Origin of the sequence: Kaistia defluvii (genome assembly GCF_040548815.1) — a bacterium.
Taxonomy (GTDB): Bacteria; Pseudomonadota; Alphaproteobacteria; order Rhizobiales; family Kaistiaceae; genus Kaistia; species Kaistia defluvii_A.
The window spans coordinates 2,240,862-2,265,280 of sequence record NZ_JBEPSM010000001.1 but is presented as its reverse complement, the minus strand read 5'-3'; the positions used below and the strand labels follow the sequence as shown (position 1 = coordinate 2,265,280).

The following is a 24,419-nucleotide window of genomic DNA, read 5'->3' as shown; positions in this document are numbered from 1 at the left end:
GAAGGCCCGGTCCGTCAGAATACGTCGCGGATGAAGCGCAGATTGCCTGCCGTCAGTCCGGCATCGACGGGGAGCGCCACGCCGGTGATCGCGCCGGCCAGCGGCGAGGCCAGGAAGACGGCGGCGTTGGCGACGTCGGCGGGCGTCGTCAGCCGGCCCAGCGGATAATGCTGCACCACCTTGGTCAGGAGGCTCGGATCCTTCTCCATGCGGTGATCCCAGGCCGGCGTGCGCACCGAGCCGGGGCAGATGCAGTTGGCGCGGATGTTGTCGCGGCCGTTTTCCACGGCGATCGACCGCATATAGGCGACGAGGCCGGCCTTGGCCGCGGCATAGGCCGGGTTGCCGTAATGGGCGAGCGCATTGACCGTGGAGGTCATGACGATCGAGCCGCCGCCATTGGCGATCATCGCCTTCAGGGTCGGGTCGATCAGGTTGAAGCTGCCGGTCAGGTTGATGTCGACTTCCTGGTTCCAGGACTGCTGGTCGACGGCGTCCATCGTCTCTGCACGGGTATAGCCCGCATTGCTGACGAGGACGTCCGGCGTGCCTTGCTCGGAAACGATGGTTGCCACCGCGCGCGCTGTCTCCTCGGCATCGGTCAGCTCGAAGACGAACTTCACCACGCCGTCCAGGGCTTCCAGCAGCGACGCGTCGCGGTCGCAGGCCGTCACCTGCGCGCCGGCGGCCAGAAAGGCGGAAACGAGGGACCGGCCGATGCCGCCACCCGCGCCGCTGATCACCACATGCTTGTCTTCCAGACCGAACATCGCCGTTCCTCCATGTGCAGCAAGGCTCGACCGGATCGGTGGACAAAGCAACGGGTGCGACGCCCGAATTTGCTGCTTCCTGTCGATAATGCAGGCGAATTCCTTTAGCTTGCCGCCGCTACACAGCGCTGATCTATCGCCCGCCCGCGGGCGTTCCACATGGCAGAAGGGGCTTGTTACATGAGCAAATTGAAGATCGTCTATGGGGCATCGCATGTGCCGCTTTCGCCGGCCGTGCGCGCGGGCGATTTCGTCTATGTCTCGGGCCAGGTGCCGACCGATTCCACCGGCACCGTCGTGGCCGGCGGCATCGAGGCGCAGACGAAGCAGACGCTCGAAAACGTCAAGGCCGCGCTGGCGCTGGCCGGCTGCACCATGGACCAGGTGGTGAAGACCTTCGTCATCATCACCGACGCGCGCGATTTCGGCGGCTTCAACAAGACCTACGCCACCTTCTTCCCGAAAGACCCGCCGGCCCGCACCACGGTCGAGGCCCGGCTGATGATCGACATTAAGGTCGAAATCGAAGCGATCGCCTACGCTCCCCAGAGCTAAGTGCCATGCGTGGCTCCGGCGTGATCGGAGCCACGCCTTGCGCGCCGCCGCACCCCGCCTTGTCAGTCCGCGACCCTCGGCCCGCGCCGCCGAGCGGCTGGTTGTGGACGCGCTTCCGCTGTCGCTGATTCCGCCAAATCCGGCTGCTTTGGGCCCTCCGCCGGCAGTTCCCGTCGAAAGACGGAGCATCCTTCACGCTTCCTGAGCGTTGCAGTGACGCGTAGCGCCCAGGAGAGCTCGGCCAAAGGGGTCGGCCCAGAGCGCGGAAATGGCAGGATAGAACATGACGCTTGAGGAATTATATCGGCTGCTCCGGAGTGGTCATATCCAGACCCAAGGGATCGTCGATACCCTCCATGAGCCTCTCATCGTGCTGGATAAGGCCTTCACGGTCTGCAATGCCAATCCCGCCTTTTATCGAACCTTCGGCACCGACATGGACGGCACGATCGGGCACAGCCTGTTCGAGCTCGGCAACGGCCAGTGGGACATTCCCGAACTGCGCATGCTGCTCTCGGACGTCGTGCCCAAGGCGTCGGCGATCGTCGGCTACCAGGTCAACCATGACTTTCCGGGCCTCGGCGAGCGGTCGATGTGCGTCACGGCACGGCAGCTTGCCATCCCCGGCAATAACAGCTCGCAGATGCTGGTGGTTTTCGAGGATGTGACGGACCGGCAAAGGGCGGAAGCGCGAAAGGACATCCTGATCGCGGAGACGCGGCACCGGATGAAGAACCTGATCGCTACGGTGAAGGTGATCGCCCGGCAGACGGAAGTCGCCGGCGTGACGGGCGCCGAGTATCGCGACCGCTTTCTAGGCCGGGTCGACGCCCTGCTGATCGCGCAGGACTTCATCTCGGCGAGTGGGGCGAATGCCGACCTCGCCGCGCTCATCGACCAATGCCTGTCGCCGGTCGCCGGGGAGCGGACCGACCTGGTGGCGAGCCCGGCGGTCAGCCTGTCGGAAAACCAGGTGCTGCCCCTGTCGATGATCCTGCATGAGCTGGCGGTCAACGCGCTCAAATACGGCGCCCTGGCTGGCGATGGCGTCATTCGAGTCAAATGGAATACGGAACTGGACGAGGGAAGCCGGCGTTTGGTCTTGCAGTGGCAGGAAGTGGGAGGTCCCCCGGTGGCTCCGCCGAAACACATAGGTTTTGGGACCCGTCTCATTGACTACAGCATCAAGGCAGAGGGTGGCAGCGCGATCTTTCATCACGATCCCGAGGGATTGCGTGTGGAGATAACCTTGCCGATACAGCAGTAGGTAGTTGTGGCATCATCCAGTACAGATTCAACGCCGTTCGAAATTCTTATCGTCGAAGACGAGTATCTCATCGGGATGGAGCTGGTCCAGATCCTGGAGGATAGCGGCTATGTGGTGGTCGGCCCGATTGCGACCGTCTCCGCTGCTGTCGCAACCATCGAACGCAATGCGCCCAGCGCCTGCATCCTGGACGTCAACCTCCGGGGCGAGATCAGCGCGCCCGTGGCGGATTGCCTGAAGGCTAAGCATGTGCCGTTTTTCCTGTCGAGCGGCTACAAGCAGGAAACCATCAACCAGGAGCCGGCCTTCAGCGGCATTACCAATATCGGCAAGCCGGCAAAGCCGGAGCAACTGGTGTCCGCGCTGGATCTGCTCCTGAAGGCGTAGTGCCTTCATAACCTGCGCACCTAAGCCGACGCTGGAATGGGCGGTGAGCGCACCGTCCGGTTGTCAACCGTTCGAACGAACAGTAGCAGGGGCTTTTGTCCCTGTGGGAATGGTGAACCGCGACTTGCTGGATCCCGTGCAACCCGCTGTGGGGCGAAGATGACAATGCAGAAGACAGCCCGTTACATCCAGGACCTGTCCACCGAGCTCAGCCAGCTCGCAAGCCAGCATGAGTTGCGCGATCTCGCCTATCTGCTCAGCCTGGCAGCCGAGGAGGCGCGCTCGAGCGCCGAGACCGGAACCTACACGCGCCTCCCGCCCCCTCACTCGCCCGACGAGGCCGCCTGATCCGTAACGACTTTCTGGCGGATGGGTCGGTCCCGGGAAGATGCAATTGCGCCTTCGCCGCAGGCGAATTTTTGCTGGACGGGCGCCTTACGGTTCTGCCAAATTGCGTAGCGTCAACAATGCCATGGGGGCACTATGAAGAAGACCTACGAAAAGCCGGCGCTCGTGAAGTCGGCACTCCTGCAGCGCATCGCGGCTGAGCCGATCCAGAGCGGCCTCGGGAAATAGTTGTAGCGCATCGCTGCGCCAGATCCAGCCCGCCGCGTGGCCCAGCCCCGGCGGGCTTTTCTTTGGCCAGCGCTATAGGGTCGCGTTCGGAAGGCTGGGGCTTGCGGTCGGGCGGGCGCGGAGAATACCTTTCGAGCCAGACGGCAGCATGGACGCGACGCGCGCCGGATGCATCGCCGACCCCCACCAGGGAACTCGGATCCGGGATCCGAGGGACCGCTTCCGGAACGCCCCCGCATCATGCGCATCTTCACCGCTTCGCTCGCGACCGAAACCAATACGTTCTCGCCGGTTCCGACCGACCGCGCGAGTTTCGAGATGGCGTTTTATGCCGGACCCGGCCAGCATCCCGAGACGCCGACGCTCTGCTCCTCGCCAATGGTGGCGCTGCGCCGCCGGGCCAAGGCGGATGGCATCGACCTGATCGAGGGCACGGCGACCTGGGCCGAGCCGGGCGGGCTGCTGCAGCGCCAGACCTTCGAGGGGCTGCGCGACGAGATCCTCGACCAGCTGCGCGCCGCGCTGCCGGTCGACGCCGTCGTGCTCGGCCTGCATGGCGCGATGGTGGCGCAGGGTTATGACGATCCCGAAGGCGACCTGCTCGCCCGTATCCGCGAGATGGTCGGCCCCGACGTGCTGATCGCCGCCGAGCTCGACCCGCACAGCCACCTGACGGCGAAGCGGGTGGCGAATTCCAACATCCTCGCCGCCTTCCTCGAATTCCCGCATACCGACTTTTACGAGCGCGGCGAACATGTCGTCGATCTCGCCATCCGCACGCTGCGCGGCGAGATCAAGCCGGTGATCTCGACCTTCGATTGCCGGATGATCGACGTGTTCCCGACCAGCCGCGAGCCGATGCGCTCCTTCGTCGACCGGATGAAGGCGATGCACGGCAAGGACGGCATCCTGTCGGTGTCGCTGATCCACGGCTTCATGGCCGGCGACGTGCCGGAACTCGGCACGCGCATGCTCGTCGTCACGGATGACCGCAAGGCCGAGGGTGACGCCTTGGCCAAAAAGCTCGGCATGGAGATCTTCTCGCTACGCGGCAAGACGATGATGCCGCAATTGTCGATCGACGCTGGCATCGACAAGGCGCTGGAACTGGCCGCCGCAAAGCCCGGCAAGCCGGTGGTGATCGCCGACACATGGGACAATCCCGGCGGCGGCGTGGCCGGCGACGGCACGCTGATCCTGCACCGGATGATCGAGCGCGGCGTCGACAATGTCGCCGTCGCGACGATCTGGGATCCGATCGCCGTCACCTTCTGCCTGGCGGCAGGCGAGGGGGCCAAGATCCAGCTCCGCTTCGGCGGCAAGGCGGGACCGGATGGCGGTGCGCCGATCGACGCCATGGTCGAGGTCGTTCGCGCCGTGACCGAGGGCTGGCAGAGCTTTGGCGCCAGCCGCGTCACCTTCGGGCCGACGGCGCTGGTGCGCATTCTTGGTACCCAGATCGACGTGATCCTCAACACCAACCGCACCCAGACCTTCGAGCCCGACGCCTATTCCAATCTCGGCCTCGATCCGCTGTCGAAGGAGCTGCTGCTGGTCAAGTCGACCAATCATTTCCACGCCGGCTTCCTGCCGATCGCGGCCGAAATCCTCTATATCGACGCTGGCGCGCCTTACCCGTCGAACCCGCGCGTCACCGATTATCGCAAGCTGAACCGGCCGATCTGGCCGCGCGTCGAGAACCCGCATGGCTGAGATCGGGGCATATCGGCCGAGAAAGACCCCTCCCCAAAACCGGCTTCGCCGTTTTTGACCCTCCCTCAAGGGGAGGGTTCCGGGAGCGCGTGTTTGACGGTGGAGCCAGACCGCATTTCCTTTTGAACCCTCCCCTTGAGGGAGGGTCGAAAGCGCCCGCGCGCTTTCGGGGAGGGGCTCTTTGACAAAGGCCCGACGCACAACATGGCGGAGCATGCACCTACCCAGAAGCGGCAGCGCGCCGCAGAGGGTTGTGCTTGCCGGCCGAAAGCGCGATGACTCCTGTGTTCGATGTGTCGCCGGCTGGCATCATGTCGCCTCATCTCTTCTCCTGAGCCGTCGGCCGGCATGACCTCCGTCCCATCCCAGACCTCGCCCCATAAATCGACATGGATTGCCCTGCTCGTCGCGGGGGCTTTCTTCATGGAGAATCTGGACGGCACGGTCATTGCGACCTCGCTGCCGCAGATGGCGCATTCCTTCGGCGTCGCGCCGGTGGATCTCAATATCGGCATGTCGGTCTACATGCTGACGCTGGCGATCTTCATCCCGGCCAGCGGCTGGATGGCGGATCGGTTTGGCGCGCGCACGGTCTTTGCCACCGCTGTCGCCGTCTTCACCCTCGCCTCCGTCTTCTGCGCGCTCAGCGAAAGCGTGATGGGCTTCGTGCTCGCGCGCATCCTGCAGGGCGCCGGCGGCGCGATGATGGTGCCGGTCGGGCGGCTGGTCGTGCTGCGCAACACCTCCAAATCGGAACTGATGCGGGCGATCGCGGTACTGACCTGGCCGGCTTTGTCCGCGCCGATCCTGGGCCCGCCGCTGGGCGGCTTCATCACCACCTATGCGTCGTGGCACTGGATCTTCATTCTGAATGTGCCGATCGGCATCGTGGCGCTGGCCCTGTCCTTCTGGCTGATCCCCAACCAGCGCGGCGACGATCGCCAGGGCTTCGACTGGCTCGGCTTCGTGCTCACCAGCGTCGCCTGCGCCGGGTTGATGTACGGGCTCGATCTCGTCGGCCAGACGGAGAGCGACTGGGTGATCGGCGCCGGGATTCTCGCCGCCAGCGCGCTGTTCTTCTGGGTGGCGCTGCGCCATTCGAGCCAGCACCCGCATCCCTTGCCGGATCTCTACGGGCTGACGATCCAGACCTTCGCCGTCACCATGAAGGGCGGCTCGCTGTTCCGCACTGCCGTCAGCGCCGTTCCGTTCCTGCTGCCGCTGATGTTCCAGCTCGGCTTCGGCCTCGATCCGTTCCAGGCCGGCCTTTATGTGCTGGCGCTGTTCGCCGGCAATCTCGCCATGAAGCCGCTGACCAGCCTCGTGCTGCGCAGCTTCGGCTTCCGCAACACGCTGATCGGCAACGGCCTCTTCTTCGTCGCGACCCTGTTCGGCTGTGCGATGCTGACGCCGGCGACGCCCTGGCCGGTCATCATGCTCGTCCTGTTCCTGAGCGGCGCGGCGCGCTCGATGCAGTTCACCGCGATCGGCACCATGGCCTTTGTCGACGTGCCGCAGGAACGCATGAGCGGCGCCAACACGCTGTTCAGCCTGGTGCAGCAGATCACGTTCGGCCTCGGCATCGCGCTCGGCGCCATCGCGCTGCGGCTGGCGGATGCCTGGCTGACGCCGGATGTGAGCGGGCTGACGCTGCGGGATTTCCACGCCGCCTTCCTGATCGTCGGCGTGGTCGGCCTGCTCGGCCTCTATGACAGTTTCGCCCTGCCGCATGATGCCGGCGCGCCGGTGAGCAAGCACCGCGCCCGGGCGCGCGCCTGAGCCCTAGGGGTTTCCTGTTTCGGCCCGCCCTCCGCGGGCCGATCGAACGAAAACGAAGACTGGAGTTCTGCCATGACCAAGTTGAACAAGGATCCGTCGCTCACCCACGAGCAGAAGCTCGACCGGCTTGGCGAAGTGGCCGTTCGCGTCGGCCTCGGCCTGCAGCCGGGCCAGGAACTGGTGATGACCGCGTCGCTCGACGCGCTGCCGCTGGTGCGCCGGATCACCGAGCACGCCTACAAGGCCGGCGCCTCGCTAGTGACGACGCTGTTCTCCGACGAGGAGGCGACGCTGATGCGCTATCGCCATGCTCCGGACGGCAGCTTCGACGTCGCCTCCGGCTGGCTCTATGACGGCATGGCCTCCGCCTTCCGCAATGGCGCGGCGCGCCTCGCGATTGCCGGCGAGAACCCGTCGCTGCTGGCGGGGCAGGATCCGGACAAGGTTTCGCGCGCCAACCGCGCCCGCTCCAAGGCCTACATGCCGGCTCTGGAGCTGATCGCCGGCTTCGACATCAACTGGACCATCGCTTCTTTCGCCTCGCCGGCCTGGGCCAAGGCCGTGTTCCCGAACGAGACCGAGGAAGTCGCCGTCGCCAAGCTCTGGGACGCGATCTTCGCCGCTTCGCGCGTGGATCTCGTCGATCCGGTCGCCGCCTGGGGCGAGCACAACAAGGCGCTGCATGCGCGCACCAAGCTGCTCAATGACAAGCGCTATTCGGCGCTTCGTTTCGTCGGCCCGGGCACCGACCTGACGGTCGGGTTGGCGGACGACCATGAATGGGAGGGCGGCGCCTCGACCGCCAAGAACGGCATCGTCTGCAACCCGAACATCCCGTCCGAAGAGGTGTTCACCACGCCGCACAAGAACCGCGTCTCGGGCCATGTCACCAGCACCAAGCCGCTCTCCTACCAGGGCACGCTGATCGAGGACATCCAGGTGCGCTTCGAGGAAGGCCGCATCGTCGACGCGACGGCGCGCAAGGGCAGCGACGTGCTCTCCAAGGTGCTGGACACGGATGAGGGCGCGCGCCGGCTCGGCGAAGTGGCGCTGGTGCCGGATTCCTCGCCGATCTCGGCCAGCGGCCTGCTGTTCTACAACACGCTGTTCGACGAGAACGCCGCCTGCCACATCGCGCTCGGCCAGGCCTATGCCAAGTGCATCCGCGGCGGCGACACGATGAGCCAGGAAGATCTTGCCGCGCGGGGGGCGAACAAGAGCCTCATCCACATCGACTGGATGATCGGTTCGCGCCATATCGACATTGACGGCATCGGCCAGGACGGCAAGGTCGAGCCGATCATGCGCCAGGGCGAATGGGCCTGACGCTCGACCGTCACAACTTCATGCCAGAAGAGCCGGGCGGCGCAATCGCCCGGCTCTTTTCGTTGCGTGACTGAAATATCGCAGCGGATGACCGTCAATCTTTCGAGAGGCGCAAGCGACGCAGCCTTCGGCCTCAATCCAGCCAGAATTGAAGCCCTTGAAGCTTACGGTAAGATGCAACGAGAAGGCAGCGCTTTGGCTGGTCGGGACTTCGGTCCCCTGGCTTGGTCGAAGCTACAAAGTCCACGATGACCCATAGCGCCACTTTATCGACCCGGCAGGCAGAACGCCGTCCGGGATCCAAGAACCGACCCGAAGCGGACAGCCGTCCGGGACCGCGGGAAGCCATGCTGGAAGAGTTCGAGGCAGCCGACCGTCTGGACGATTCAGAGCCGGTGGCCGAGCCCCGCTTGGAGCGGCTGCGGGCGCTTCTGGCGCCCTGGCGGCCTGCGATCACCGCGGTGGCCGGCATCATCGTCGTGGTGCTGGTCTGGCTCGCCATCTCGAAGCTGATCGCCGAAGTCGACTACAATGACGTGCTCGACACGCTGCATGCGACGCCTGTATGGGCGATCTTCGCGGCGCTCGGCTTCACGGCGCTCAGCTTCCTCGCGCTCAGCATCTACGACCTTTCGGCCCTGCGCTACCTTGGCCGCCAGGTGCCGTATCCCATCGTTGCGCTGACCGCCTTCTGCGCCTATGCGGTGGGCAATACGGCCGGTTTCGGCCCGCTCACGGGCGGCGCCATCCGCTATCGCTTCTATGCCCGCCTCGGCTTCGAGCCGGCGGACGTCGCCAAGGTCGTCGCCTTCGTCACGGTCGCCTTCGGCCTCGGGCTTGCCGGCGTCACGGGGCTCGGCCTTGCCTTTGCGGCGCATGATCTGGCGGAGCCACTGTCGCTGCCGCCCGTGCTGCTCCGCGCGCTGGGCGGCGCCATCCTGCTGGTGCTGGCCGGCCTTCTCGCCTATTCGGCCTTCGGGAAGGGGCGGGTCGGTTGGGGCGGGCTCTCCTTCACGCTGCCGCGCCCCGGCAGCATGCTGGCGCAGTTTGCGGCCACCATCGTCGACGTCTCCACCGCCGCCGCCGTGCTCTGGGTCCTGCTGCCGCAGACCGATGTCGGCCTGCCGGCCTTCGTCGCGGTCTATGCCGTGGCGATCGGCCTCGGCGTCGCCAGCCATGTCCCGGCCGGGCTCGGCGTGTTCGAGGCGGTGATCATCGCCGTCGTGGGCCGCACGGCATCAGTCGATCAGGTGCTGTCGGCCCTGATCCTCTATCGCGTCATCTATTACGGCGTGCCGCTGCTGGCGGCATCCGGACTCGTCACCGGCATGGAGGTGCGCCGCGCCGCCTCGGGCGTGAATGCCTCGCGCTTCCTGCGCGCCGGGGCGCAATTGTCGCCGCGCGTGCTGGCGACGCTCACCTTCGCGCTGGGCGGCGTGCTGGTGCTCTCCGGCGTTACGCCCGCTGCCGATCAGCGGCTCGACATGCTCTCCGGCCTGCTGCCGTTGCCGATCCTGGAGGGCGCGCATTTCCTGGAAAGTGTGCTCGGCCTCGGGCTGATCGTGGTAGCGCGCGGCCTGGCGCACCGGCTAGATGGCGCCTGGTGGGCGGCGATCGTCTCTGTCGGCGCGGCGGTCATGCTGTCGCTGCTGAAGGCGCTCGCCATCAGCGAGTCGATCGCACTCGCCCTGCTGTTCATCGCGCTGCTGGCGACCCGCCGCGAGTTCAACCGGCCGGCCTCGCTGCTGCACCAGCGGCTGACGCCGGGCTGGCTGTTGGCGATCGCCACCGTCATCGTCACCGCCGCCGCGGTCATGTTCTTCGTCTATAGCGACGTCGAATATTCCAACCAGCTCTGGTGGCAGTTCGAATTCTCGGAAGAGGCGCCGCGCAGCCTGCGGGCGCTGCTGGGCGTGGTCATCGCGGCCGGCTCGCTGGCGGCCTGGTCGCTGCTGCGCCCCTCCAAGGGCAAGACCGGGCAGCCCGATCCGGAAGAGATCGCCGAAGCGGTCAAAATCCTCGCGACCCAGCCCCATCCCGATGCGAACCTGGTTCGCATGGGCGACAAGACGCTGCTCTTCTCCGACGACCGCCGCGCCTTCATCATGTTCGGGCGCCAGGCCCATTCCTGGGTGGCGTTGTTCGATCCGATCGGCCCGCGCTCGTCCTGGCCGGGGCTGATCTGGCAGTTCGTCGAGATGGCGCGCGCCGCCGGCGGCCGGGCGATGTTCTACCAGGTGATGCCGGAGAACCTCGCCCTCTATGCCGACGCCGGCTTGCGCGCCTACAAGCTCGGCGAGGCCGCGCATGTCGACCTGCAGGGCTTCGACCTCAAGGGCGCCAAGCGCGCCAGCCTGCGCCATGCCTTCAATCGCAGCCAGCGGGAAGGCCTGAGCTTCGAACTGCTGGAGCCCGATCAGGTGGCGGAGTCGATCGACGACCTGCAGCGGATCTCCAACCTGTGGCTGGCCGAGCATCGCGCCCGCGAGAAGCGCTTTTCGCTCGGTGCCTTCGACCGCGACTATGTGATGGCGCAGCCCGCCGCCGTCGTCCGGCGCGAGGGGCGCATCGTCGCCTTCGCCACCGTCATGACGACGACGATGAAGCAGGAGGCGACCGTCGACCTGATGCGGTTCGAGCCGGAGGTTCCGGCCGGAACGATGGAATTCCTGTTTATCAGCCTGATGCTCCAGCTGAAGGAGCGGGGCTATCACTGGTTCGATCTCGGCATGGCGCCGCTTTCGGGCCTCTCCGAAAGCCCGGCAGCGCCGTTCTGGCATCGCATGGGCCGTGCGGTGTTCGAGCACGGCGAACGGTTCTACAATTTTCATGGGCTCAGGGCCTTCAAGGCGAAGTTCCAGCCCCAATGGCAACCCCGTTACATCGCCGTATCGGGGAGCATGTCGCCAGCACTCGCGCTCGCCGACGTAACGGTGCTGATCAGTGGCGGGCTCAAGGGAGTGGTTGGTAAATGATCCGGAATCTGCTGTTTGCGTCCCTGTTCGCCTGCGCGTCGCTGCCGGCGATGGCCCAGGACGCGCCCGCCGGCAGTGCGCCGCCGAAGCCCGACGGCTTCAATGCCGGCCTGCTCGGCAAGCCCGAGATCCTGCTGCCGACCGAAGCCGTCACCGGCGCGGTCTTCCTGTTCTCCGACAAGGAGGGTTGGACGCCGGCCGACGAGGCCACGGCCGCCACCCTGCAGAAGTCCGGCGCCATCGTGGTCGGCATCGACACGCCGAAATTCCTGGCCGGCCTGGAGGCCGACAAATCCGAGGATTGCGCTTATGTCGTCGGCGACATCGAGGATCTGAGCCATCAGATCCAGCGCCAGCTCGGCACCAGCATCTATCATTCGCCGGTCATCGCCGGCATCGGCACCGCCGGCGCCCTGGCGCTGGACCTGGCGGCACAGACGCCCGACGCCACGATTGGCCGAAACGTCGCCGTCGATCCGGCGCTGGCGCTGCCGCTGGTCAAGCCGCTCTGCACCGATGCGCCGCGCACGGAAGTGCCGGGCGGCGTCACCTATGGCCTGGAGAAGGGCGACCCAGCCAATCCGGTCGACGTGATCTTCACCGCGTCGGCGCCCGCCGACGGCAAGGCGCATGTCGCCGACCTGCAGAAGCAGGGCTTCAAGCTCAAGGACAAGACGGTCGAGGGCGATGCCCGCGCCGCGTTGCTGGAACGTCTGCAGCACCTCCTGGTGCCGAAGTCTTCGGATGCGGATCCGCTCGCCGACCTGCAACTGATCGAGCTGCCGGCCACGTCGAAGTTCGACACGCTGGCGATCGTCTTCTCCGGCGATGGTGGCTGGCGCGATATCGACAAGTCGGTCGCGGAAGCCCTGCAGAAGGAAGGCGTGCCGACCGTCGGCGTCGATTCCTTGCGCTATTTCTGGTCGCAGAAGACGCCGGACCAGACCTCGGCCGACCTTGCCCGCATCATCGAGGCCTATACCGAGCGCTGGGGCGTCGATCACGTCGTCCTGATCGGCTATTCCTTCGGCGCCGACGTGTTGCCGGCCGCCTATAACCGCCTGCCCGCCGACACCAAGGACATGGTGGCGCAGCTCTCGCTACTCGGCCTGTCCGAGGCGGTCGACTACGAGATCTCGGTCGGCGAATTCCTCGGCACCAGCTCCAGCGAGGGCCAGACCCTGCCGGATCTGAAGCAGATCAAGCCGGCGCTGGTCCAGTGCGTCTATGGCGAGGAGGAGGACGATTCCGCTTGCCCGAAGGTCGAGGGAACCGGCGTCGAGATGATCAAGACGACGGGTGGCCATCACTTCGACGGCGATTATGACGCGCTGGCCGCCAAGATCCTGGACGGCATCAAGCGCCGCGTCCCCGCCGGCGCACACCCGCAGGCGAAGAAGTAAGCGTTCAGAGGTAGAACTTCAGCTTCGCAAGCTGAATGTCATGTAGCCAGAGGCGCTTCTTGCCTCTGGACTGCTTGGACTTGCCACCGTCCTCAACATGCTGAGGAGGCCCGAAGGGCCGTCTCGAAGCACGCAGGGCAGTGCGGTATCCCTTGGCACTTGGACGGTGCGTCCTTCGAGACGGCTTGCTCGCAAGCCTCCTCAGGATGTTGGGTGTCGAGGGTGGCACGCCGGTTTCCGAAGGGCGCCAAAGTCTTGCTCCGGGTGAGGGTTTAGGGACCTATCCGGAGAAGCCGTAAACCCTCACCCGCCGGTCTTTGGCCGTCGACCTCTCCCTCAGGGAGAGGTGAAGGGGAGACTGTTATGCGAGGGGCAGTGACCGGCCGGGCACTGCCCCTTCTTATGCGCATTCAAGTCGCTAGGCGGCCGCCCTTCCAAGCAGGGACCTCCGCAGGGCCAGTCTTTCGCCCGGGCCGTGCACGGCGGCGAAGAGCAGGCCGGCGATGAAGGTGAAGTGGTCGACGAAGAAGCCGAACTCCGCCTGGTTGCCGCTCCAGTGCGAGGGCCCATGGAAGGCGATCGCCAGGAACAGGATATAGGCAGCGGCGAGAAGCGCGGCTTCGGAAAAGAACGCGCCGGTCAGCAGCGCGATTGCCAGAGCCGTCTCGAAGATCGCCGCCACCCAGGCCAGGAATAGCGAGGCGGGGAAGCCGGCGGAGGCGATGTAGCCGGCGGTCGCGTTCATGTCGATGAACTTGAAGGTCGCCGCCATCACGAAGACGCCGCCGAAAATCAGGCGCGCGATAACCAGTGCCAGGGTCTTGAATGTGCTGTCCATGGATCGTCCCTCCGAAACGTCGCTCTATTGCCAAGCGACGGATGAAGGGGCCCGGTTTCGACATGCGGCCGGATGATTTTAGTGCTGGTCCCTGCGACTACCAGCCGGAACCACCGCCGCCTCCACCGCCGCCGCCGGATGAACCACCGCCGCTGCTGCCGCTGAAGCCGCCGGAACCCGAACTGGAACCCGGTGCGGTCGCGGCTGCGGCCACCGTCTGCGATAGCCCGGAGCCGAGGCGGTCGACCAGGCTGCCGACGTCCCGGTTGCCGCTCGCGATATACCAGCTCGATACGGCCGCGGTCGCTCCCGCCGCCGCCAGGATGCCGGCGAACTTCGCCGCCCAGGCATTTTCGACGTCGAGCGCCACGGCATAGGGCAGGTAGCGCTCGAACAGTTCCGGCGTCTTTTCCGGCGGATGCAGCATTTCCAGCCGGTGCTCCTCGGCGATGCCGAGATATTGGCGGAAGCCGGCGATGGCATCGCGCAACTTCTGCCCCTCCGGCGTCGGCGCACGCATCCACGAGAAGGACGAGGCCAGCATGGGCAGCAGGGCGAAGGGCAGCACGAGTACCGCCAGATCGATCGGACTGCGCACGGCGCTGAGAAACACGCCGAGGCCCGCGCCGCCAAAGGCGAGCGCGAAGATGCCGATGAACAGCAGGGTGAAGATCCGCTTGTACCAGGGACTGCCGCGCAGCGAGCGCAGGGTCAGCCCGACCACGATGGACGGCACTGACAGGAACACCAGGCTGAAGGCGGCGACCATGCCGTTTTCGCCCATGGCGATCACCAGCCCGATCGCCGCCAGCGCATAGGCCGCGACCGTGATCAGCACGCCGCCGGTGAGCCAGCCGCTGTTCATGTTGAACACGGTGCCGGAATAGGCCTTCTCGAGCGCTCGGGCCAGCGTCGTCCGGGCGTTGGAAAGGGTGGCGTGGTTCGACTGGACGAGCGAGATCTCGCCGCGGCTGCGAAACAGCGCCTGCGCCGCCGCGGCTTCCGGCGCGGGGATCGCCTTGCCGCCCGGCATGCGGGTCACGACCAGGGTCTTGTCGCTGTCGGTGATCTTCAGCTGGCCCTTGACGCCGAGATCGAGGATCGCAGCGGTGAAGACGCGATCGTCGAAGTCCATTTCCGAAATATAGCGGGTCGCGGCGGCCGAAAGGCCCTCGGGCGGCGTGAAGAGGGGAATGATCGGGCCGGGCCTGGGATCGCGGCCGGCCTTGCGCCAGGCCTGGAACAGGTAGAGCAGCCCGCCGGCACCGCCGAGCAGCGCGAAGATCGCGCCGATATTGTCCTTGAGCCACCAGACGGTGCGCCGGCTGGTGCTTGGCGGCTCGACCACGCCTTTCGGCCAGGCGGCGGCAACCGTCAGGCCGTTATGCGCCGGCAGGGGCGCCGTCGTGCGGAAGACGATCCGTCCCGGATCCTTGGAAACGACCGTGGCATCCTGGCCGCGGTCGCCCTGCTGGCCCGTATAGATCGCCGTATTGCCGAACGGGACGGCCTCGGGAAGCGTGATCCGCGCCTCGGCGACATCGATCGGGAAGGTCCAGCCGGTGCCGGTCGCGTTCCAGTACAATTCGTCGAAACCGTCGAAGAAGCCGATCTGGCGTGTCGTGCGATAACGGATGACGTAATCGTGCGGGCCGGGCTCGAGCAGCGTGTCGGCCGAGCCGATGCGGATGCGCTTGCCATTGGCCAGGGATTCGATCTCGAAGGGCTCGTTCTGGCCGTCGCGGGTGACGGATTCCACGTCGAAGCCGACGACCACCGAGCCGCCTCGGTCATCCCGGTAGGTGGTCGGGAAGTCGCGCAGGATGCCGCGCCGGATCTCGTTGCCCTCGGCCTGGACGCGGATGGTCTCGACCACGTCGAGGTCGCCATTGCGCTGCACGGCCACGTCCGAGACGAAGCGCAGGATGCGCTCCTCGGCGGAGGCGGACGCCAGCGACAGCAGGAGAGCGATCAGGAATCCAGATATGCGCAGCATGGATAACGCCTCAGAACGAGACCTTGGGCGGGATCTGCGCGGCGGCGCGATCCTCGATCTCGTAGAAGGCCTCGGCGTGGAAGCCGAACATGTTGGCGACCAGCACGGCGGGGAAGGTCTGGATCGCGGTGTTCAGGTCGCGCACCGTGCCGTTGTAATAGCGGCGCGCCATCTGCATCTCGTCCTCGACGCTGGCGAGCTGGGCCTGGAGCTCCCGGAAATTCGCGTCGGCTTTCAGGTCCGGATAGGCCTCGGAGATCGCGATCAGCCGGCCGAGCGCGCCGGAAAGCGCCTGGTCGGCGGCGGCCTGGCTCTTGACGTCGCCGGCGTTCATGCTGGCCGCGCGCTTGGCGGCGACATCCTCGAAGATGCCCTTCTCATGCGCGGCATAGCCCTTGACCGTCTCGACCAGGTTGGGGATCAGGTCGGCGCGGCGCTTCAGCTGGACGTCGATGCCGCTCCAGCCCTCATGGGCGAGGTTCCGCTTGGTGACGAGGTTGTTGTACAGGCTGACCGCATAGAACGCGGCGGCCACGATCACGGCTAGAACAATCCATGTGGTCAAGGTCTTTCCCCTCGGCTTGGCGGCGCCGGAACGCTCGGCCCTTGTCGAATCCTGCCCGGTTGCGGCGGTGCTGGCTTGTTGATAGCGCTTCGCGGCAAGGTTTGCGAAGTCGCTTTCATGCCACCCGGCCGAATCGCGCCGGCGCGGGCGAGGGCGCATCCCTTGGTTTGGCCGTTCCGATCCCTATCTCTGGGACCTTGTCCCGTCCCGACGCTTTTCCGGCCTTCGCGGCCCAAGGTGCCCATGACCGATCCCGCCACGCTTGCGCTCGAAACCCGTACCGGATTGCCGGAGACGCTGCGCTTCCTCGCCGAGCTCTATCCGCGCGAGGTCTGGACCGGCCACGCCAATCTCGGCATGACGGCGCGCTTCTGGCTGCAGCGCCATGATGCTTTTCGCGAGCAGGGCCGGATCATGGCCGCCGGGCTGGTGGATTTCCGGGAAGGCAGGATCGAGCCGCGCGCCTTCGGCCCTTGGCTGGTGCCGCGGCTGCAGCGCTTTCTCGGCGAGCTCGAGGGCCATCACCAGATTGAGGACTACCAGTATTTTCCCGTCTTCACGGCGGCGGAGCCACGCCTGGCGCATGGCTTCGAACTGCTAGACGGAGATCACCAGACGATCCATCACTGGATCGATTCCGTGGCCGAGACGGCGAACGGCTTGCTGCGGTCGCTCGATGGCGATCGCGATGCCCTGCTGCGGGCAAGCAATGCCTATGCCGATGCGAGCGGCGCCATGCTCGCGGGGCTGATGCGCCATCTCGCCGACGAGGAAGACCTGATCATCCCGCTGATCCTCGACCGGACCGAGGACGGAATCGGCATCTGAGCGCGGCGTCAGTTGCGCGCCATCTGGGCCCGGCCGATCGCGTCGAAGATCCGGGCGCGCTGGCGCGTTTCGCGGGCGACCTTCTGGATGTTCGCATTGTTCCGCACCGCCTCGCGGCCGGCCTGGATCACCAGATCGACCTGCTGCTTGTCGAGGCGCAGCCGGGTCGGGATGTTGTTGAGCGCCCGGTATAGCGACGGGTCGGCGTTGCGGAACGACAGGTGCTCGGTGGTGACGACGACATCGCGGCAGTTCCAGCCGACGAGCGTGCCGCGCGTGCGCAGCACCTGCGCATTGGTAAGGCCGCAGCGATATTCGATCAGCTGCTGCTGCCACTGGTTGAAGGCGAGGTCGACCGCGTCGAAGCCGTGGCGGGTGGAGGCCGAGATCGTCGTATCCGCGACCGAGCGCAGGATCTTGCCGATATGCGGCGGCTGCTGCGATACGCCCCAGTCATATTCGTTCTGGACGCCGGCATCGGTCACGATGAACAGGAAGTGGCGGATGCGCACCGCCTGATACGCCGACAGCGGGGCATAGGGCGTGGTGGCCTGGGCCCGCTCCAGCGACATCGCGCTGATGCCGAGATTGTCGGTCAGGCCGCCATCCAGAAGGCGGACATATTTGAGATCGCTGTTGGACTGGTAGGAATCGAGCATCCGCGCATAGGCCTGCAGGCGGACGGACGGGTTGTCGGAATCGATCGCCCGCTGCAGCCAAGCGGGCCTTTGATACTGGCACTGGCCCTTGGCCGGCGTGGCGAGGATGACGGGCGAGAACACGACCGGAACCGCCGCCGAAGCGGCGACCGCATCGGCGATCTTCACCTGGTCGAGATCGCTGCAAAGCGCCGAGAAAGTATCCTGGGTGAAGAGGAACGGCGTGCGGTTGTAGATGTCGGAGGCGGTGATCCAGACGATCGGCCTGTCCGGCTTGTGGAAGGCCGCGAAGGTCGCGCCCTCGAAGAGCTGTTCGTCCAGCCAGCGGCCGAAGCTGTTGCGGTCATTGGCGCCGCCATCGACGACGGTGCGCGCCAGATTGCTCGGCGTGAAGAGGGTCCGCATGTAGCTCTCGGCGTCCATCGCCAGGAAACGATCGCGGAAGTCGGCATATCCCTCCTTGCCCTTGTAGCCGAGATAGGCGGCCATGACGGCGCCGCCGGAGGTGCCGGCGACCGAGCGGACGTCGTCGACCAGGCTGCGTTCGGTGGGATGCTCGTCGATGATGAGCGTGTCGAGCTCGGTCAGCGCGCCATAGGCGAAGGCGGCGGCGCGGGTGCCGCCGCCGGAAAAGGCCAGCGCCAGGATGGTGCCGCCGTCATCGTCGGGATCGGGAAGGGCGGCGGGCGAGGGCGGTCCTGCCTGCGTCCGCGTCTGGTTGATGGGCGTGGTGTCGGTGGCCGAACACCCCGACACGGCGATCCCGGCCGCCAGCACGACCAGCCGCAGCGCTGCTCCCCACCCATCTCGCACTGTCGCCCCCCTCCGCCCCGTCCCTGCAAGGCAGTCTAGGGCGCGAGGGCTTAATCGTTCAACAACCCAGCGTCCGAGACACCTAGGCCTTGCCCGCCCAGGGCACCAGGCGACGCTCGATCCAGCGCAGGATCGCCTCCAGCGCGAAGGCGACGGCGGCGATGACGAGGATGCCCATCAGGACCACGTCGGTGACCAGGAATTGCGCCGCCGACTGGATCATGAAGCCGAGGCCCCGCGAGGCGGCGACCAGTTCGGCCGCGACCAGGGTCGACCAGCCGGCGCCGAGCGCGATGCGGATGCCGGTCAGGATCGAGGGCAGGGCGCTGGGGAGCACGACATGGCGAAGCAACTGGCCGCGCGTGGCGCCGAGCGAGCGCGCAGCGTTGAGGCGGTCGGGGTCGACGCCCTTCACGCCGGACGTGGTGGAAATGACGATCGGCGCCAGCATGGCGATGCCGATGATCAGGATCTTAGAAGGCTCGCCGATGCCGAACCAGATGATCACCAGCGGCAGATAGGCGAGCGGCGGGATCGGCCGCAGGAACTCGATGATGGGATCGAAGATGCCGCGGCCGATGCGGCTCGAGCCGATGGCGAAGCCGACCGGCACGGCAATCAGCGTCGCGCCGACGAGGGCTGCGAAGACGCGGCCGAGGCTGGCGGAAAGGTGCTGCCACAGCGTCGCGTCGACGAAACCCTCGTGCGCGACCGTCAGGAACGCCCGGCTGACCTCGAAGGGGGACGGCAGGAACAGAGCCGAGACGAGCCGGAAATGCGACGCGATCGTCCAGGCGAGCAGCAGGGCGGTGAGGGTCAGGCCGGCGGTGATCGCGACGACCGGGCGCTTGCGCGGGGGCGTGGGCGGCCGGGCTGCTTCGGATTCTGCGCGGGACGGTGCGAGGCTGGCTTCCGCAAGATCGAGGCTCATGCCGCTTCCCTCTCAAAGATGCTGTCGAGCAGGTCTTCGCGCGCCGCGACGAAGGTCGGGCTCGACTTGATCGAACGGGCGCTTTCCCCGGCCAGGCGACGCCGGCCGAAATCGACGTCGAGCCGGCGAATGATGCGTCCGGGGGCGGGCGCCATGACGATGATGCGGGTGGCGAGGTAGAGCGCTTCCTCGACGCCATGGGTGATCAGCAGCGTGCCGGCGCCGCTTTGGTGCCAGGCGTTGAGCAGCAGGTCCTGCATCCCCTCGCGGGTCATCGCGTCGAGCGCGCCGAGCGGCTCGTCCATCAGCAGGAAGGCGGGATCGGCGGCGAGCGCCCGAGCCAGGCCGACGCGCTGGCGCTGGCCGCCGGAGAGCTGCCAGATGGGCCGGTCGCCGAGCCCGGCAAGGCCGACGATGTCGAGCAGGCGGTCGGCCTGGCGTCGCCGCTCGGCCTGGGCGACGCCGGCGAGGCGCGCGGCGAAGGCGACGTTTTCCGCCGTCGACAGCCAGGGGAACAGCGCATCGTTCTGGAAGACGACGGCGCGCTCGGCGCCGGGTCCGGCGACGGGCCTGCCGTCGACCAGGACGCGGCCGGAGTCGGGCGTGAGGAAGCCGGCGGCAAGGTTGAGCAGGGAAGTCTTGCCGCAGCCGGAGCGCCCGACGATGACGATGAATTCGCCCGAGGCGATGTCGAGCGAGACATTCGAAAGCACCGGCGCCCCGCCATCATAGCGGAGCGAGACGTTTTCCAGCGTGAGATGGGGCATGGGTGTTCGTCCTTCCTTGCCGACTGCTGGCGCTTGTTCGCCAAAGTTCCCGCCGCTCCGGCGTCATCCCCGCGAAGGCGGGGATCCATTCAGCTTCCGTCGCACGTCGGCTGAATGGATCCCGGGTCAAGCCCGGGATGACGGCGAGCACGGGTTGGTCCGCTACGTATGTGCCGAACGGCAACCGCCCCGAAAACGGTTTGGCCCGTTCCGCGACAGAGGGGCGCGGAACGGGCCGGGTGTTGTCGCGGCTTGGCCCGGCCGCCGACGGCCGCCACGACGACCTCAGTTGGAAGCCTGTGCCTCGGTGACGAACTTGGTGGTGACGTAGCCGCTATAGTCGGGCAGCACGGCCGGGATCTTGCCCTGCTCCTTGAGGAAGGCCGAGGCGTCGGCGACCGCCTTCACCGTGCCGCCGCCGAGCAGCGCGTTCGACGCCTGCTCCTCCAACAGCGGGAAGTGGTAGCCCTTCAGCAGCGCCGGGACTTCCTCGACCTTGGCGCCGGTCAGGCGGGCGATCTTGGCTGCCTGTTCCGACTTGGCATCCCAGGCGTCCGGCTTGGCGCGGAAGTCGGCATAGGACTGGCCGGTCACCTTGACGAAGGCCTTGACCGCGTCGGGATGCGCATCGGCGAATTCCTTGCGGACGATCCAGGCGTCGAAGGTCGGCGCGCCGAAGGTGGCGACCTGGGCCGAGTCGGTCAGGACCTTGCCGTTCTCCTTGATCTTGCCGAGCGCGGGATCCCAGACATAGGCCGCGTCGATGTCGCCCCGCTCCCAGGCGGCGGCGATCTCGGGGGGACGCAGGTTGAGGACTTCGACGGTCTTCGGATCGATGTTCCAGTGCTTCAGCGCCGCGAGCAGGCTGTAATGCGTGGTCGAGACGAAAGGCACGGCGATCTTCTTGCCGACGAGATCCTTCGGTTCGTTGATGTTGGCGCCGTTGCGCACGACGAGCGCCTCGGATTCGCCGATCAGCCCGACGACGAAGATCGTCTCGATCGGCAGTTCGCGGCTGGCGGCGGCGGCGAGCGGGCTGGAGCCGACATAGCCGATATCCACCGCGCCGGAAGCGATCGCGGCGATGACGTCGGCGCCGGAATCGAACTTTTTCCAGTCGATCGTGGCGTTGGCGGCCTTCTCGTAGACGCCGTCGGCCTGCGGGACCTTGGAGGGCTCGACGACGGTCTGGTAGCCGATCGTCAGCTTGGTCTGGTCGGCGCGGGCCGTGGCCCCGGCGGCGAAGGTGAGGCCGATCGCGGCGGCCGTGGCAACGAAGGTGCGGCGGGTGATGCGTGACATGGTTTGTCCTGAGAGTAGCGCGCAGGCATCCGTTCGCTGAACGGGAGCGCGGGGAATGCAAAGAGGTTGGAAAGCGCCGCGCGCTGCGCGGCATCGCCATCAGGCGATCTCGACCGATCCGTCGGTCAACAGAGCCGGGTTGTCATGGGCGTCGTGCTCCCTTTGGGGCTTAGCCGTTGTTGGCGCGGGGCAAGCCAATCCTGAAATCGCCGCGGCGGTCGATCATCCGACCGTGTCTTCAGACTAGGAATGACGCCTTAGACGATAAAGGCAGTCGTTTTTAATTTTGAAGAATGTCGGGGTCGTTCATTGCGCGTTTTTCGCCTCCGGCGGATGCCGGCTCACCTTGGGGAGCTTGGTCACGCGATGGCGATCGGGCATCGCTAACGAAAAAGGGAGGGCGCTTGCGCACCCTCCCTCGGATTGTTCGCATTGCTGGATGCGGGTCAGTTCGCCTTGGGCAGGCTGTAGGCGATGATGTAATCGCCGCGATCGGGCGACTGGCGCGCGCCGCCGGCCGAAATCACCACGAACTGGCGACCGGATTCCGGCGAAACATAGGTCATCGGGGTCGCCTGGGCGCCGACGGGAAGGCGGCCCTTCCAGAGTTCGTCGCCCGTCTTGCTGTCGAGCGCGCGCAGATAATAGTCCTGCGTGCCGGCATAGAAGACCAGGCCGCCGGCGGTTGTCGTGGGACCGCCCAGCGAGGGCATGCCGACCGGGATCTGCAGGCCGGTCTTCATGCCGAGCGGGCCGGTATCCTGCAGCGTGCCGGCCGGAACCTGCCAGGCAATCTGGCGCGTCTTCAGGTCGATGCCGGTGATCGTGCCATAGGGCGGCTGGTGGCAGGGCACGCCGAGCGGCGACAGGAAGCCGTTCTTCAGCGCGCCATAGGGCGTGCCCTTCTGCGTGCCGAGGCCGTCATGCGCCGCCGACGGGCCGTAATTGTCAGCCACCTCGCGCGGCAGCAGTTCGACGAACTGCGGCATGCGGATGTCGTTGACGACGAGCAGGCCGTTGGCTTCATCGACCGAGGCGCTGCCCCAGTTCATGCCGCCATAATAGCCCGGGAAGATCAGCGAGCGGGTGGTGCCGGGCGGGGTGAATTCGCCCTCATAGCGCATCTTCTTGAACTCGATGCGGCAGTAGAGCTGGTCGAACGGGGTCGCGCCCCACATCCGCGCCTCGGTGAAGGGCTCCGTGCCGATCGAGGGCATGCCGACCGAATAGGGCTGGGTCGGGGAGAGGAAGTCCTCCTTGACGCCGCCGGTCTGGGGAACGGGCTTTTCCTGCACTTCGGCGATCGGCTTGCCGTCGCGCCGGTCGAGCATGAAGATCTGGCCGCGCTTGGTGACCTGGATCAAAGCCGGCGTCGTGCCGCCCTTGCCGTCCGGCACGTCGTAGAGCGCCGGCTGCGAGGGAACGTCATAGTCCCAGAGGTCGTGATGCACGGTCTGGAACTTCCAGCGCTCGCGGCCGGTGGCCATGTCGAGCGCCACCACCGAGGCGGTGTAATCCTCCGCCGCCTTGGAGCGGTGCGCGCCGAAGAAGTCCGGCGTCGCATTGCCGGTCGGCAGGTAGACGAGGCCGAGCGCGTCGTCATAGCTCGGCGTCGACCAGACATTGGGCGTGCCGCGCGTATAGCTCTCGCCGGCCGGCGGGGCGCCGGTGATCGACGGGTTGCCGAGATCCCAGGCCCAGGCGAGTTCGCCGGTGCGGGCGTTGAAGGCGCGGACCGCGCCCGAGGGCTCGCCGGTCTCGACATTGTCCCAGACCCAGCCGCCGACCAGGATCAGGTCGCGCATGACGGTCGGGGCCGAGGTCTGGAAGTAGAAGCCGGCCTTGACGTCGCCCATGCCGTTCTTGAGATCGACCGTGCCGTTATTGCCGAAGCCCGTGCAGGGCTGGCCGGTCTTGGCGTCGATCTGGATCAGCCGCGCGTCGATCGTCGTCATGACGATGCGGGCGCCGCAATTGTCGGCGACCGGGGCCGGAGCCGGGGTGGCGGCGGGAGCTTCGGTGGCCGGGGTGGCGGCCGTCTCCGTGCCATCGGTGGGAGCCGGCGTTGCCTCGGTGGCGGCAGGCGCCGCGGCGGCCGGCACGGTCACCGGCTCATAGTAGCTTACGCCACGGCAACGCTGCCAGAGCGGCGACTTCGCCTGCGGATCGAATTTCCAGCGCAGCGCGCCGGTTTCGGCGTTCAGGGCGTGGACGATGTTGTGCGGCGAGCAGGTATAGACCGTGTCGCCCACCTGGAGCGGCGTGTTCTGGTCTTCCGAGCCCGAAACCGCGGGGTCGCCGGTCTGGAAGGTCCAGGCGACCCTCAGGTCCTTGACGTTGTCGCGGTTGATCTGGTCGATCGGCGCGTAGCGCGTGCCGTGCGAGGTGCGGCCATACTGGCGCCAGTCGGTGGCGCCCGCCGCCGCTGCGGGGACGGCCGGCGGCGCATCGGCCGAGGCGACCGCATTGCGGATCACGCCATGCGGCGTGAAGGCATAATAGGCCGTGGCGCCGAGCGCGACGATCAGGGCCAGCGCGCCGAGAAGGGCGGGGGCCGAACTGCGGCCGCGCGCCGGGAAGGCCGGCACCAGCAGAAGCGCGAAGACGGCGAGCACGGCCGGCGCGACAAGGCGCGGCACTAGCGGCCAGAAATCGAGGCCGACTTCCCAGAGCGCCCAGGCGAGGGTGGCGAGCAGAATGGCGATGTAGAGCCAGGGCGCGACCGGCCGGCGCAGGATGTAGAGAATGCCGACGACGACGAGGCCGATGCCGGCCAGCGCGTAATACCAGGAGCCGCCGAGCAGGATCAGCTGGACGCCGGGAATGGCGAGCCCCAGTCCGACAAGCGCGACGATGATTCCAAAGAGGACGAGCAACCATCCGCCAATGCCAAGCGGAGCTCTCGAACTGGCCATTTTTTCACCTCGGTATGGGGCGTCGCGGCCGGGGGGAGGCGGCGCCTCGTTTGC

Annotated in this window: 19 protein-coding genes; 10 read left to right on the top strand and 9 right to left on the bottom strand. The window is 66.7% G+C overall.

The window, feature by feature from the left end:
• Nucleotides 1-14: 14 nt before the first annotated feature.
• Nucleotides 15-770, bottom strand: a complete 756-nt coding sequence (locus ABIE08_RS10650; RefSeq protein WP_354550860.1) for an SDR family oxidoreductase — start codon at nucleotides 768-770, stop codon at nucleotides 15-17.
• A 180-nt stretch (nucleotides 771-950) separates the two neighbouring features.
• Between ABIE08_RS10650 and ABIE08_RS10645 the strand changes: the two genes are divergently transcribed.
• The 9 genes from ABIE08_RS10645 to ABIE08_RS10605 all read left to right on the top strand — a co-directional run bounded on the left by ABIE08_RS10645 (nucleotide 951) and on the right by ABIE08_RS10605 (nucleotide 12,751).
• Nucleotides 951-1,325 (top strand): RidA family protein, encoded by a 375-nt coding sequence (locus tag ABIE08_RS10645; protein WP_354550859.1) that lies wholly within the window; start codon nucleotides 951-953, stop codon nucleotides 1,323-1,325.
• A 283-nt stretch (nucleotides 1,326-1,608) separates the two neighbouring features.
• Nucleotides 1,609-2,592: an HWE histidine kinase domain-containing protein gene (locus ABIE08_RS10640; protein ID WP_354550858.1), complete on the top strand. Its 984-nt coding sequence runs from the start codon at nucleotides 1,609-1,611 to the stop codon at nucleotides 2,590-2,592.
• A gap of 6 nt (nucleotides 2,593-2,598) precedes the next feature.
• Nucleotides 2,599-2,979 (top strand): response regulator, encoded by a 381-nt coding sequence (locus ABIE08_RS10635; protein WP_354550856.1) that lies wholly within the window; start codon nucleotides 2,599-2,601, stop codon nucleotides 2,977-2,979.
• A gap of 165 nt (nucleotides 2,980-3,144) precedes the next feature.
• Complete coding sequence (locus ABIE08_RS10630; RefSeq protein ID WP_354550855.1) at nucleotides 3,145-3,327, top strand: hypothetical protein; 183 nt, start codon at nucleotides 3,145-3,147, stop codon at nucleotides 3,325-3,327.
• 468 nt (nucleotides 3,328-3,795) lie between these two features.
• Complete coding sequence (locus ABIE08_RS10625) at nucleotides 3,796-5,268, top strand: M81 family metallopeptidase (RefSeq protein WP_354550854.1); 1,473 nt, start codon at nucleotides 3,796-3,798, stop codon at nucleotides 5,266-5,268.
• Nucleotides 5,269-5,616: 348 nt separating this feature from the next.
• A complete protein-coding gene (locus tag ABIE08_RS10620; RefSeq protein WP_354550853.1) occupies nucleotides 5,617-7,047 on the top strand; it encodes an MFS transporter in 1,431 nt (476 codons plus the stop codon).
• Nucleotides 7,048-7,119: 72 nt separating this feature from the next.
• A complete protein-coding gene (locus ABIE08_RS10615) occupies nucleotides 7,120-8,373 on the top strand; it encodes an aminopeptidase (protein WP_354550851.1) in 1,254 nt (417 codons plus the stop codon).
• A 347-nt stretch (nucleotides 8,374-8,720) separates the two neighbouring features.
• Nucleotides 8,721-11,348, top strand: a complete 2,628-nt coding sequence (gene mprF / locus ABIE08_RS10610; protein ID WP_354550850.1) for a bifunctional lysylphosphatidylglycerol flippase/synthetase MprF — start codon at nucleotides 8,721-8,723, stop codon at nucleotides 11,346-11,348.
• The gene (locus ABIE08_RS10605; protein ID WP_354550849.1) at nucleotides 11,345-12,751 is read left to right on the top strand and encodes an AcvB/VirJ family lysyl-phosphatidylglycerol hydrolase; all 1,407 of its coding nucleotides are present in this window, start codon (nucleotides 11,345-11,347) and stop codon (nucleotides 12,749-12,751) included. Before mprF ends, ABIE08_RS10605 begins: the two co-directional genes overlap by 4 nt.
• Nucleotides 12,752-13,169: 418 nt before the next feature.
• On the opposite strand, the gene ABIE08_RS10600 is transcribed toward ABIE08_RS10605, so the two are convergent.
• The 3 genes from ABIE08_RS10600 to ABIE08_RS10590 all read right to left on the bottom strand — a co-directional run bounded on the left by ABIE08_RS10600 (nucleotide 13,170) and on the right by ABIE08_RS10590 (nucleotide 16,150).
• Nucleotides 13,170-13,589 (bottom strand): DoxX family protein, encoded by a 420-nt coding sequence (locus tag ABIE08_RS10600; protein ID WP_354550847.1) that lies wholly within the window; start codon nucleotides 13,587-13,589, stop codon nucleotides 13,170-13,172.
• 97 nt (nucleotides 13,590-13,686) lie between these two features.
• Nucleotides 13,687-15,585, bottom strand: coding sequence for a DUF2207 domain-containing protein (locus tag ABIE08_RS10595; RefSeq protein WP_354550846.1), 1,899 nt, complete (start codon nucleotides 15,583-15,585; stop codon nucleotides 13,687-13,689).
• Between the two features lie 10 nt (nucleotides 15,586-15,595).
• A complete protein-coding gene (locus tag ABIE08_RS10590; protein WP_354550845.1) occupies nucleotides 15,596-16,150 on the bottom strand; it encodes a LemA family protein in 555 nt (184 codons plus the stop codon).
• 243 nt (nucleotides 16,151-16,393) lie between these two features.
• On the opposite strand from ABIE08_RS10590, the gene ABIE08_RS10585 reads away from it, so the two are divergent.
• Entirely contained in the window at nucleotides 16,394-16,978 is a 585-nt protein-coding gene (locus ABIE08_RS10585) for a hemerythrin domain-containing protein (protein WP_354550843.1), read from the top strand.
• A gap of 8 nt (nucleotides 16,979-16,986) precedes the next feature.
• Here ABIE08_RS10585 and ABIE08_RS10580 read toward each other — a convergent pair whose 3' ends face one another.
• From ABIE08_RS10580 to ABIE08_RS10560, 5 genes are all read right to left on the bottom strand, one after another.
• Nucleotides 16,987-18,450, bottom strand: coding sequence for a patatin-like phospholipase family protein (locus ABIE08_RS10580; protein ID WP_354550842.1), 1,464 nt, complete (start codon nucleotides 18,448-18,450; stop codon nucleotides 16,987-16,989).
• Nucleotides 18,451-18,532: 82 nt separating this feature from the next.
• On the bottom strand, nucleotides 18,533-19,381 hold the full coding sequence (locus ABIE08_RS10575) for an ABC transporter permease subunit (RefSeq protein WP_354550841.1): 849 nt from the start codon (nucleotides 19,379-19,381) through the stop codon (nucleotides 18,533-18,535).
• Complete coding sequence (locus ABIE08_RS10570) at nucleotides 19,378-20,148, bottom strand: taurine ABC transporter ATP-binding protein (protein WP_354550840.1); 771 nt, start codon at nucleotides 20,146-20,148, stop codon at nucleotides 19,378-19,380. The genes ABIE08_RS10575 and ABIE08_RS10570 overlap by 4 nt, the downstream gene beginning before the upstream one ends.
• 285 nt (nucleotides 20,149-20,433) lie before the next feature.
• The gene (gene tauA / locus ABIE08_RS10565) at nucleotides 20,434-21,450 is read right to left on the bottom strand and encodes a taurine ABC transporter substrate-binding protein (RefSeq protein WP_354550838.1); all 1,017 of its coding nucleotides are present in this window, start codon (nucleotides 21,448-21,450) and stop codon (nucleotides 20,434-20,436) included.
• Nucleotides 21,451-21,896: 446 nt separating this feature from the next.
• Nucleotides 21,897-24,365 carry a membrane-bound PQQ-dependent dehydrogenase, glucose/quinate/shikimate family gene (locus ABIE08_RS10560; protein WP_354550837.1) on the bottom strand — a complete coding sequence of 823 codons (2,469 nt, stop codon included), beginning with the start codon at nucleotides 24,363-24,365 and terminating at the stop codon, nucleotides 21,897-21,899.
• Between the last annotated feature and the right edge of the window lie 54 nt (nucleotides 24,366-24,419).

Coding starts and splice junctions, on each gene's coding strand:
- ABIE08_RS10650 (WP_354550860.1), bottom strand. CDS start 770: ATGTTCGGTCTGGAAGACAAGCATGTGGTGATCAGCGGCGCGGGTGGC.
- ABIE08_RS10645 (WP_354550859.1), top strand. CDS start 951: ATGAGCAAATTGAAGATCGTCTATGGGGCATCGCATGTGCCGCTTTCG.
- ABIE08_RS10640 (WP_354550858.1), top strand. CDS start 1,609: ATGACGCTTGAGGAATTATATCGGCTGCTCCGGAGTGGTCATATCCAG.
- ABIE08_RS10630 (WP_354550855.1), top strand. CDS start 3,145: ATGCAGAAGACAGCCCGTTACATCCAGGACCTGTCCACCGAGCTCAGC.
- ABIE08_RS10625 (WP_354550854.1), top strand. CDS start 3,796: ATGCGCATCTTCACCGCTTCGCTCGCGACCGAAACCAATACGTTCTCG.
- ABIE08_RS10620 (WP_354550853.1), top strand. CDS start 5,617: ATGACCTCCGTCCCATCCCAGACCTCGCCCCATAAATCGACATGGATT.
- ABIE08_RS10615 (WP_354550851.1), top strand. CDS start 7,120: ATGACCAAGTTGAACAAGGATCCGTCGCTCACCCACGAGCAGAAGCTC.
- mprF (WP_354550850.1), top strand. CDS start 8,721: ATGCTGGAAGAGTTCGAGGCAGCCGACCGTCTGGACGATTCAGAGCCG.
- ABIE08_RS10605 (WP_354550849.1), top strand. CDS start 11,345: ATGATCCGGAATCTGCTGTTTGCGTCCCTGTTCGCCTGCGCGTCGCTG.
- ABIE08_RS10600 (WP_354550847.1), bottom strand. CDS start 13,589: ATGGACAGCACATTCAAGACCCTGGCACTGGTTATCGCGCGCCTGATT.
- ABIE08_RS10595 (WP_354550846.1), bottom strand. CDS start 15,585: ATGCTGCGCATATCTGGATTCCTGATCGCTCTCCTGCTGTCGCTGGCG.
- ABIE08_RS10585 (WP_354550843.1), top strand. CDS start 16,394: ATGACCGATCCCGCCACGCTTGCGCTCGAAACCCGTACCGGATTGCCG.
- ABIE08_RS10575 (WP_354550841.1), bottom strand. CDS start 19,381: ATGAGCCTCGATCTTGCGGAAGCCAGCCTCGCACCGTCCCGCGCAGAA.
- ABIE08_RS10570 (WP_354550840.1), bottom strand. CDS start 20,148: ATGCCCCATCTCACGCTGGAAAACGTCTCGCTCCGCTATGATGGCGGG.
- tauA (WP_354550838.1), bottom strand. CDS start 21,450: ATGTCACGCATCACCCGCCGCACCTTCGTTGCCACGGCCGCCGCGATC.
- ABIE08_RS10560 (WP_354550837.1), bottom strand. CDS start 24,365: ATGGCCAGTTCGAGAGCTCCGCTTGGCATTGGCGGATGGTTGCTCGTC.